Source organism: Eubacteriaceae bacterium Marseille-Q4139 (assembly GCA_018223415.1).
In the GTDB taxonomy this organism is placed as follows: Bacteria; Bacillota; Clostridia; order Lachnospirales; family Lachnospiraceae; genus CABSIM01.
Map to the genome: position 1 here is coordinate 1,663,494 of JAGTTQ010000001.1, position 10,561 is coordinate 1,674,054.

Consider the following 10,561-nt stretch of genomic DNA (forward strand, 5'->3'; position numbering starts at 1 on the left):
ATCAGACATACTTTCACCCCTCTGCTAAACATTGTATGCAAGAGGGGTGAAAAAATATTCCTGTTCTTTTGTATTCTTCTACTTCCTGACTGCGCCGGATTTTACGGCCGCCTCAGCAACGCGTTTTGCCACATTCTCGGCTACTCTTGGATCCAGTGCGCCTGGGATGATGTACTCTTCGCAGAGCTTCTCCGGCTCCACCAGCTCGGCGATGGCGTAGGCCGCGGCCACCTTCATGTCGTAGTTGATGTCACGCGCGCCGCAGTCTAAAGCGCCGCGGAAGATTCCCGGGAATGCCAGGACGTTGTTGATCTGGTTCGGGAAATCGGAACGGCCGGTACCCATGACATGGACGCCTGCCTTCATGGCTTCGTCGTACATGATTTCCGGCGTCGGGTTTGCCATGGCGAATACGATGGGATCCTTTGCCATCTTCTGAATCATTTCCGGCTTCAGGGCGCCTGCCACGGAAACGCCGATGAACACGTCCGCGCCCTCAAGAGCCTCTGCCAGGCCGCCGCGCAGGTCGTTCTCGTTTGTGATGTCACAGAGCATCTTCTTGTGATCCTTGATGCCGACGCCGCGGTCTTTGTAAAGGATGCCGTTTTCATCGCAGGCGATGATGTGCTTGACACCGGCTGCCAAAAGCATCTTAATGATGGCTGTTCCCGCAGAGCCCGGGCCGTTTAAAACAACATGGATCTCCTCCATCTTCTTTCCAACCACCTTTAAGGCATTGATGAGCGCCGCCGTCACGACGATGGCCGTGCCGTGCTGATCATCATGGAAAACCGGGATGTCCAGCTCTTTTTCAAGCCGTTCTTCGATCTCAAAGCATTTCGGGGAAGCGATGTCTTCCAGATTCACGCCGCCGAAGGTGGGCGCCAGGTACTTCACCGCCTTGATGATTTCCTCGGTGTCCTTTGTATCCAGGCAGATCGGGAACGCATCCACGCCGCCGAATTCCTTAAACAGGATCGCCTTTCCTTCCATGACCGGCATGGCTGCCTCCGGGCCGATGTCGCCAAGGCCGAGGACAGCCGTTCCGTCTGTCACGACAGCCACCAGATTCCCCTTTGCCGTGTAGCGGTACACGTCCTTTTTATCAGCATGGATTTTCCGGCACGGCTCCGCGACGCCCGGCGTGTAGGCCGTGCTTAAGTCGTCCCTGGTCTTCACCGGAACTTTGCTGGTGATCCCTATTTTTCCTTTATGCTCTTCATGGAGCTTTAATGCCTCTTCGTTGTAATTCATCGCTTTCCTCTCCTTTGCTGGCTGCACTCCGGCAGATTTTTTACTATTATACCAAACTCCCCTCCAAAATGGAATGGGGCGGCCGCCGTTTCCCGCTTTTATTTCCTGAACTCTTCCCGGATCTCCTTTTCCAGTTCTTTAAGCTTTTCTTGCAGCTTATCATTGCCGTAGGCTTTTTCCAGGTGCTTGAGCGCCGTCTCGCAAAGCTTTAACGCATGCTCCGGGTCTTTCTCCGTCAGGATCCCTCTGGCCTTCCACAGGGCCAGGCGGTACAAGGCGTCCTCCTGGTTCTTTTTCGCAGCCTTTTCGTACCACTCCTTCGCTTCCGTCAGGTTTTTCTCCGTCCCTATGCCGCATTCCAGACAGCAGCCCACAAGATAGGAGCCGAACGGCTCACCGCCTTCTGAGGCTTCCTTTGCAAGCGGCAGCGCCAGCTTCCTGTCCTCGTCGTCATCTCCGTTCAGGTACAGACGCGCAAGCCGTGCCTTGGAATATGGATGGCCGAGACGTGCCGCTCTCCGGTACCAGAGCACTGCCTTCTTTATATTTCTTTCTACATCAAAGCCTCTTTCATAAAGGTATCCGATCCCGCCGAGACATTCGATGTCATCCTTCCTTGCGCCCTTTAAAAACCAGCCGAGAGCCGTCTCTCCGTCCTGCGGCGCCGTTTCCCCGCTGACAATCATGCTTCCGAGCGCAAACATACAGCCTGTATCGCCCCATCCGGCCCCTCTCCGGTACCAGTAGACGGCTTCTTCTGCACACTGCGGCACGCCCTCGCCTTTCCGAAAGCATATGCCCAGGTTGTACATGGCCGGCGGATGGTTCCTGTCTGCCGACATTTTATACCAGTAAACAGCCTTCTCCCGGTCGTCGTCGGGATCTTCGCCGTCATAGCTGCATCCCAGGTTGTACATGGCCGGCGCATAGTCCATATCTGCGGCCTTTTGATAATACTCCCTGGCCTTTTTCTTATCCGCCGCAACGCCGCGCCCCCATTCATAACAGGTTCCGACAGCGAAAAGCGCCCGGTCATACCCCCGCCCGGCTGCCTGCATGTAATAGCGGAAGCCCTTTTGGGGATCCTTTTTTACGCCGGAGCCGACGCCGTACCGATAGCCGATGTTGTACATGGCCTCAACATGGCCGGCTTTTGCGGACTTTTCGTACCAGGCGGCCGCAAGGGCCGGATCAACCTCCGTCCCGATTCCCAGTGCATAGCAGCGTCCGAGCCGATACATTCCGGACGGGGAATCGCCTTCCGCCGCAATTTTATAATAGGAAAACGCCCGTCCGGGATCCGCCTCCGTTCCGATGCCGAGCTCGCAGTCTCTTCCCAGCGCCGAAAATGCCGACGCAGAGCCAAGTTCCGCCGCACACAGTTCCAGGCGGAAGCCTTCCTCCTCATTCTTTTCCGTGCCGATCCCGGCCTTATACATGCGCCCGGCTTCCTCAAAGCCGCGGGCCGAACCGGCTTCTGCTGCCTGGAGATACAGCTTTAACGCCTGTTCCGGATCCTCTTCGGTTCCAAATCCCACTTCCAGGCAGGAGGCCCAGTTGCAGATGCCGCGGAAATGTCCCTGGGCCGCGGCACGGCTGTACCAGAAAACGGCCGCCTCGGGATCCTGTTCCACTCCGATTCCGGCCTCCAGGCACCAGCCATAAGAGCACTGGCCTTCCTCATCCCCGGCCTCAGCCGCTTTTTTATACCAGGCGGCCGCCATGGACTCATCCTTTTTCTGCCCGACGCCGAATTCATAGAAACGCCCGAGCATCACCTGCGCCGGCACAAAGCCCTGCCATGCCGCTGCCTGATACCAGGAAAATGCCTGCTCATCGTCCGGCTCCGTCCCGATGCCTTCATGGTAGCAGCGGGCAAGCTTAAACTGGGCGTTCGGATAGTTTTCCTCGGCCGCATCCCGGTAGCAGGCGAAGGCACGCGCCTCGTCCTTCGCCGTTCCGATCCCGTCGCGGAAACAGTTTCCGAGGCGGTAGATGGCCGGGATGTAGCCCTCCATGGCCGCCTGTTCATAAAGCCAGAAGGCCTGCTTCGGCTCCGGCTTCGTCCCGATTCCCTGTTCCATGCAGCCGCCCAGGTTGCAGATGCCCCAGAGGCTCCCCCTGGCGGCCGCCTGACGGTAGCAGAAAAGCCCGCGCGCGTCTGCCTCCTGGCCTCCCTTTTCCAGCCAGAAATTCCCGAGCACCGTCCACTCGCGGCCGTTAAGCTCCCCTTCTTCTGTTTTCTCCACCATGCCGCCGCACTGCGGGCAGGCAGCTAACGCCTCGTCCTGCTCCACGATGCAGCCGCAGTCTTCCTTTTTGCAGCGATAAATCATACGATTTCCGGCTCCTAAACTCCGTTTTTTGCACAGATGTCCTGCACGCAGCACTTGTCACAGAAGGGCTTTGTCCGCGCCGTACAGACATCCCGGCCATGGAACACCAGCCTGTGGCAGAAATCGCTCCCCTCTTCCGGCGGAATTAACTTCCAGAGAGCCATCTCCACCTTTTTCGGCTCCTTGATCCCGTCCACAAGCCCCATGCGGTTCACCAGGCGGATGCAGTGGGTATCCGTCACGATAGCCGGCTTCCCGAACACATCCCCCATAATCAGGTTGGCACTTTTCCGTCCGACGCCGGGAAGCTTAAGGAGAGCGTCAAAGTCGTCCGGCACTTTTCCGCCGTATTCATCTCTCAGTATTTTCATGCATGCGCTGATGTCCCGCGCCTTGCTGTGCCCGAGGCCGCAGGGCTTTACAATCGCCTCGATGTCCGATACCTCCGCCGCGGCGAGGGCATCCACGTCCGGGTATTTTGCATACAAATCCTGCACCACCACATTCACCCGCGCGTCGGTGCACTGGGCTGCCAGCCGGACGCTCACGAGAAGCTTCCATGCCTTATCGTAATCCAGGGTACAGCCCACGTCCGGATATTCTTTTTTAAGCCGCTCCACGATGGTGAGGGCCAGTTCTTCTTTTGTCATCCGTCTCTCCATTCCGCCGCCTTTTTGCGGCACTGCCGATTCTCTCTCCTATTGTAGCAGAAAACGGCCGGAATGGACAGAGCTCCGGCCGCCGTTTTTTCATATTTTATGACACAATCTGCTTTCTGGCCCAGGAAATCAGCCGCCAGGAGGCCGTCTCAAAATCCCCGGGAGACGACGGCATTTTCCCTGCACGAAACGCCTCCGCGGTTTCCATGATTTCAAGCTCTTCTCCCGAGACGGCATCACGTAAATCCGCATGCTTTTTTATGTAAACTCCAGTTTTCCTGTAATGGAGCGTCTGCACCGCAAATACCGCCGATTTATAAAGGGCTTTTAAGATTTCCGGCTCCTTTTCATGGAGAACATTGTGGATGCAGCCATGATAGATATTGCAGGCCGCAGTTTTTACGGCACGGGCCGCCGCTTCCTCCGTAAGAAGCGGCTTTAACTCGTCAAGGCTTCCGAAAACCGGCGATGTATCGAAATAAAACTGGAACAGATCCGACGGCTCCCAGCAAAGGAGCTCTTCCCTTCCCGATACGAAGCCGCAGACCAGCTTTCTGTCAGGAAGCCCGTCCAGGACTTTTTCATAAGCCGCCAGCGTCTCCATGTCCAGGCGGTCGAAAATCACCACGGTGTCAATGTCGCTGTCCGGGCCTGCTTCGCCGCGGCCGCGGCTTCCCTGGAGCCCGATGAAAACCACCCGCTCCCCGAAAGCGGCCTTTACGGCTTCCGCAAAATCTTCCATCCACTTGGTTATGTCCGTCATAAATTTCTCCTTTATACTCCCATGGCCTCGCCCACGAGAATCACCTTAACCCGCCCCGTATATCTCGACCGGCGGGAAATCACAATGTTGCAGCACATGCAGTCCGGCGACAGGCAGTCGGTGCAGATGCCTTTTAATCCGCAGGGCGTCTGCCGCCCCGTTTTATCGGCCAGCACCGGGCAGACCGATGTCTGGATTCGGTCGATCCCCGCCTCCACGTCCCGCACAAGCTTGTTGATTCCGGCGACGATGATGACAGTTTTCGGGCCGTGAAGCAGGCTGGACAGCCGGTTGCTGGCCCCGTCGATGTTCACAAGCTCGCCGCGCAAAGTGATGGCGTTGGTGCCCATGAGGAAATAATCGGCGCCGGCCACCTGCTGAAAAATGGGGCTCCCGATTTCTTTTTTGTCGGCCTCTTTATATTCGATCATTTCATAGCCCCGCTCCCTTAAGCAGTCTAACACCCCAAGCTCACGAACCGTGTTGGAGCCGCCCCAGCTTACGGAGCCCTTTTTCTCCATGAGCTTTAAGACCAGCTCAAAGGCCTCGCTTTTGTCCGCGCAGTAAAACGCCTCCATGTTCCTCTTTTTCAGCCATTCCATCACGTTTTCTGCCATCTTTTTGTATGCGTCCTTTTCTGCCATAAGAATTCCCCTTTCCGATTGTGTTCTTTCTCTATTCTATCACAGTTTTCAGGGGGCGGCCAGCGAATGTCTCCGGGAAGTATTTTTCCGCTTGCATTTTCCCTCCCAATCGCGTATAAAACATACCAGGAGGAATGACATGTTCAGATATCAGACAACAAATTTCGACCTGGATCAGATTGCCGATTCCGGCCAGTGCTTCCGCATGCTGCCGGTGAAACATGTCCCCCACGCCTACACGGCAGTGAGCGGCGGCCATGTTTTATATGTCCGGAAAGACGGGGATGAGATCGAGTTTTCCTGTCCGGAAGACGCCCGGGCTTTCTGGGAAAACTATTTTGACATGCAGACCGATTACGCCGCCATGATCGCGTCCGTCGATCCCGAAGATTCCTACCTGACGGAGGCGGCCGAAAGCGGAAGCGGGATCCGGATTCTCCGCCAGGATCCCTGGGAAATGATTATCACTTTCATCATATCGCAGCAAAAGACCATTCCGGCCATTCGCCGGCTTGTGGAAGACTTAAGCCGCCGCTACGGCACAAAGCTTTCCTGCACGGCGCCTGACTGGGCAGGCGGCGGTAAGACGGATTTTTTCGCCTTCCCGACGCCGGAACAGCTAAACCGCGCCTCATTGGAAGAACTTCTTGATCTAAAACTTGGCTACCGCGCCAAATATATCCATGCGGTGTGCGAAGATGTCTGCGCCGGCCGCCTTGATTTCATGCGGCTTGCTTCCATGGGATATGACGATGCCATGGACTATCTCCAGGGCTTTTACGGCATTGGGAAAAAGGTCGCCAACTGCATCTGCCTTTTTGGCCTTCACCACATCGACGCCTTCCCCGTGGACACCTGGATCCGGAAAATTCTCATGTCCCAGTATGCGCCCAGGTACCGCGGAAAAAAGAGGGGCCTGTCCGAAGACAGGCTCTCCGATGCCCTCATACGGAAATATTTTTCCAGGTATCAGGGCTATGCCGGCGTCATGCAGCAGTATATCTTTTATTTTGCCAGGACATCAGGCCGTCCGCTCTAAAAGGCGGCTTACGGCCCTGTCCCCGATTAAGTACAGCTCATGGAGCGCCCTGGTGATTGCCACATAGAGGAGCTTTGCCTCCCTGGCGTTTTCGCCGAAGTGCATGTCGTCCGGCTTCCAGATGATGACTACGTCGAATTCCAGTCCCTTTGTCATCGTCACCGGCAGCACCATGACGCCGTTATGGAAATCCCCGTTCTCCTTTTCCATCCCGAGGATTTTTTTCACTTCCTCTGCCTCGCTTTCGTCGCGGCAGACGACGGCAATCGTCTCGTAGCCGCGGCGCTCTGCGCTTTCCACGGTCTCCCTTAACGCTTCGGAAAGCCGTTCTTCGGTCTCCGTCTGTACAGAGACTGGCCTGCCATGGCGGATGACCGGCTGGATTTTATAGCTTCCCTGGGACGCGCGCTCTAAAACGCGGCCGGCAAATTCGGAGATCTCGATGGTGTTCCGGTAGCTTTTCGCCAGAAGGTAAAAGCTGTCGCTTTCCTTTCGGAACATCACTTCCTTGAGTCCCTCCCAGTCATTCATGCCCGTCTCGTAGCGGATGTTCTGGGACACGTCGCCCATGATTGTGAAGTAGCAGTCCTCTAAAAGCTCCCGCATCACATAATAAATCATCTCGCCGAAGTCCTGGGCCTCGTCGATGATGATCTGGCTGAATTCCTCCGGCTGTTTTTTCACGAGGATCCGCTTCCAGATCAGGCACATGGCCGCGGCGTCGTAGATGTCGAATTGCCCGTCCTTTATGTGGGCGGCCGTCTCCTCCCAGGCGCCGTCTCCCAGGCTTTCTAAAAATTCCAGATAGATGCCTGCCTCCGTCCACTTCTTCTCTGCCGTGTTGTAGAATTTTTTATACGATAGAATTTTTTCTATGCGGTATCCGCTCTCTTTTTCCGTGCATAAAAATTTAAGCCGTGATTTCAGCCGCTCGTTTAACAGCTTTTCAAGCTGGAGTAAGGACATCTGCGGGTTCCGCTCCATGGTTTCCCTGATATTCTCTTTGGAAAGGACGGTGCCGAGCTCATTGTCCCGGATATCGGCTGGTGCGATGGCCGCCCGCCTCTTTTCCTCCAGAAAGGCGTCCAGCTTCTTTATGAACGGCAGCTTGCTTTTTACCGGCGCCATGGCGTCGTCCGGCATGATTTTATATTTTTTCTTCCATGCGTTTCCCATAAGATAAGGAAGGAACACGTCCATCCGCATCTGGCTCACATGGTTTACGTCTAACTCCGGAAGGCCGCTGCTGATATAATTTAAAAGCATGTCGCTGCTTCCGACGATGCAGAATTCCGACGGTTTATAGCGGTCTTCGTAGTTGTAAAGCAGGTAGGAAATCCGGTGCAGGGCCACGGTCGTCTTTCCGCTGCCGGCTACGCCCTGAACGATGATGTTTTTAAACGGGATGTCACGGATGATTTCGTTCTGTTCCTTTTGAATGGTTGCGATGATGTCCCCGAGAACGGCCTCTTTATTCTGGGACAGATACTTGATGAGCAGTTCGTCGTTGGCCGCCACGTCGTCGTCATAAAAGCCGAGGAGTGTCTCGCCGTCGATGTCATAGGTTCTCTTTTTCTTTAAGTCGATGTCCACGGTACCGCCGCCCGGCACGTCGTAGCTTCCTTCGCCGAGCTCGTTTTCATAATAGACGCCGGATACGGGCGCCCGCCAGTCTACGATGACTACGTCGTCGGAGTTGCGCGTGACGCCGTTTTTCCCGATGTAGCGGCTCTCCGTCAGTCCGTATGTGTAATCCTCGTAGTCGATGCGGCCGAAATACGCTTTTTTTAAGGCCGCGCGGTTTTTCCGCAGCGCATTCTCCGTGTATTCCAGAATGCTCTGCCCGGCGGCAAGCTGGCCGTAGGAGTCGCCTTCTCCTTTTTTCACGGCCTGATAGAGCTCGGTCACTTCTTTGCGGTAGCCGGATATCTTTTCCTCGTAGCCGCGGATGTTCTCCCGGATGATGTCCAGGCAGTCCTTTAGGTGCTGCTCTTCATGGAGCCGCTCCCTGTCTTTCCCCTCTGTCATGTTTTTTCTCCTTTACTTTTCTCAAATTTCCCTTATCGGCCATTTCGGCCCGGCAGCGGCAGCCGGTGCAGCTTGCGCGCTGTCCGTAAATCTGAAGCAGGCACCGCCTCCCATCCATGGGCGGCACCTTCCAGCATAAGGCGGGGAATTATTATAACAGAGGTTGGGGGAAAAATCCAGAGGGGGAATGGAAAATTCAGGGGATTGACATTTTTTCTTTTTGGGTTTAAGATAATGGTATCCAAGAATTCTAAAAGTTGCATATGTACAAAAAAGTCCCCCAGCGAAGTCTCAAGCTCTGGGGAGCTTTTTAGGCTGGTTGCCTGGTTCGACAAGTTCGAGCTTATTTTCTTGCAATCAATTCTATCGCAGCAATTCCATACACCAAATGTTATCAGCCAATATTAAAAATACACTCGATATTTCCTCATCTGCTCAAACAACACCTGCTCTACTCTGCGGTAAATCTTCTCTCCATACAGCTCTTTCACAAATTCCAGTTCCCTGGACGCCTCTTTTTCGGAAAAAGAGAATTTTAACTGCATCCCATATAATTTTTCAGCAGCTTCAGCCTGCACATCGAAATCGCAATCAAAGGGCTTGGCCCGAACGCGCCTGATGCAATCATAAAGATCTTTGTCCAGAGGATAATCATTGAGATCCGCAAGCAGGGCCAGGCCATTATCAAAAATCGGGCAGAGGCGGAATTCCTTCGTCTTCTCATTTCGGATAACCGCCAGATTGTTTGTATGGCGGTCTTCGTTCAAAAAGAACGAATCCAGTTCCAGCAGCAAGGTCAGATATTTTCCCACTTCTGTCAGGCCGGTGGTTTGCTCAATGAAGTCTGCCGTATAGCGAATCCGCTCCTGAACTTCATCTATCCCGCCAAGCACTGCCGCCAGCCCCCGGCCTTTATAGGCGCGGTGCAGCCGCTCAAACGGCACCAGCATTTCGTCTTTTCCCCGAAAATTTTTGCTGACACAGCCGGGAATTTCTTTTCCCCGGTACCGAATCAGCACAGGCTCATATTCTGCAAAGCCGGGCACATTGGACAGCTTTAAAAGCCGTGATATCAAAACTTCAGCCAGAGCTTCATAGCCCATGTGGTCGGCTTTATACCACCTGCCGCCCAACTGCCATTTCGGCTGATCGCCTTTCGATGTATATCCTTGAATCGGTTCCTGCCTGACAGCATCAAGATTGATGATTTCCATACGCTGCTCCTTCCATCGGGTAGTAGCTGAACTTCAGCCACATGTCATCCTCGGACGTCCGTCCCCGCGTTTTTTCTACGATCTGAAGCGGGTCATAGCATGGGAGCTGAAGTTCCTTTAATATTTCTTTTGCATTGCCGCGGGCAGCGGGAAAACAGCGCTCCCTCAAAAATGTTTCAAAGTCATTCCAGGTAGGATTTTCAATCACGCCGAATGCACGGTGAAGCAAGTCCTTCGTTTTATTCTGAACCATTACCCTTTGATTTAGAAAATCTACATCAATGACTGTGCAGGGATGCTGCTGATACATATAAGTCATACGCAGCGTATAGCCTTTCGCCGGCTTTTCATTCAGATATTTTCCTATTACCTGCCGGGAGGTTTGGAAACGCTCTGCCGCTTCCTTCACTGTCATTCCGTCTTCAATCAGGCCGCGGATCGTCTCCACATCTTCCGAAGTAAATTTTTTCTTCCGGCCTGCATTTCGGGAATTCTTAATTTTGAGTGTCCGCGCAATTTTGGTTAATTCCTCTACATCATCCGTCCCAAACAAATCCAAACATACTTTACGGTAATCCACAGCCATCCGATTTCCCTCCTTTCATGATTATATGCAATTATTTT

The 10,561-nt window shown here is 54.2% G+C and carries 9 protein-coding genes; 1 reads left to right on the plus strand and 8 read right to left on the minus strand.

Features of this window, described 5'->3' with window-relative positions; translation table 11 throughout:
* Positions 1-78: 78 nt before the first annotated feature.
* The 5 genes from KE531_08080 to KE531_08100 form a co-directional block, all read right to left on the minus strand.
* A complete protein-coding gene (locus KE531_08080) occupies positions 79-1,254 on the minus strand; it encodes an NAD-dependent malic enzyme (GenBank protein MBR9953575.1) in 1,176 nt (391 codons plus the stop codon).
* A gap of 98 nt (positions 1,255-1,352) precedes the next feature.
* Positions 1,353-3,590, minus strand: a complete 2,238-nt coding sequence (locus KE531_08085) for an SEL1-like repeat protein (protein ID MBR9953576.1) — start codon at positions 3,588-3,590, stop codon at positions 1,353-1,355.
* A 14-nt stretch (positions 3,591-3,604) separates the two neighbouring features.
* The gene (locus KE531_08090) at positions 3,605-4,240 is read right to left on the minus strand and encodes an endonuclease III (protein MBR9953577.1); all 636 of its coding nucleotides are present in this window, start codon (positions 4,238-4,240) and stop codon (positions 3,605-3,607) included.
* 106 nt (positions 4,241-4,346) lie between these two features.
* Positions 4,347-5,012, minus strand: coding sequence for a nucleotidyltransferase domain-containing protein (locus KE531_08095; GenBank protein MBR9953578.1), 666 nt, complete (start codon positions 5,010-5,012; stop codon positions 4,347-4,349).
* A gap of 11 nt (positions 5,013-5,023) precedes the next feature.
* Positions 5,024-5,656, minus strand: coding sequence for a lactate utilization protein (locus KE531_08100; protein MBR9953579.1), 633 nt, complete (start codon positions 5,654-5,656; stop codon positions 5,024-5,026).
* Positions 5,657-5,795: 139 nt separating this feature from the next.
* On the opposite strand from KE531_08100, the gene KE531_08105 reads away from it, so the two are divergent.
* A complete protein-coding gene (locus KE531_08105; GenBank protein ID MBR9953580.1) occupies positions 5,796-6,695 on the plus strand; it encodes a 3-methyladenine DNA glycosylase in 900 nt (299 codons plus the stop codon).
* On the opposite strand, the gene KE531_08110 is transcribed toward KE531_08105, so the two are convergent.
* From KE531_08110 to KE531_08120, 3 genes are all read right to left on the minus strand, one after another.
* Positions 6,678-8,723: an ATP-binding domain-containing protein gene (locus tag KE531_08110; GenBank protein ID MBR9953581.1), complete on the minus strand. Its 2,046-nt coding sequence runs from the start codon at positions 8,721-8,723 to the stop codon at positions 6,678-6,680. The two genes, KE531_08105 and KE531_08110, sit on opposite strands and share 18 nt — an antisense overlap.
* A 404-nt stretch (positions 8,724-9,127) precedes the next feature.
* Positions 9,128-9,937 carry a hypothetical protein gene (locus KE531_08115; protein MBR9953582.1) on the minus strand — a complete coding sequence of 270 codons (810 nt, stop codon included), beginning with the start codon at positions 9,935-9,937 and terminating at the stop codon, positions 9,128-9,130.
* Positions 9,918-10,523 carry a Hin recombinase gene (locus KE531_08120; GenBank protein ID MBR9953583.1) on the minus strand — a complete coding sequence of 202 codons (606 nt, stop codon included), beginning with the start codon at positions 10,521-10,523 and terminating at the stop codon, positions 9,918-9,920. Before KE531_08120 ends, KE531_08115 begins: the two co-directional genes overlap by 20 nt.
* Positions 10,524-10,561: the final 38 nt, after the last annotated feature.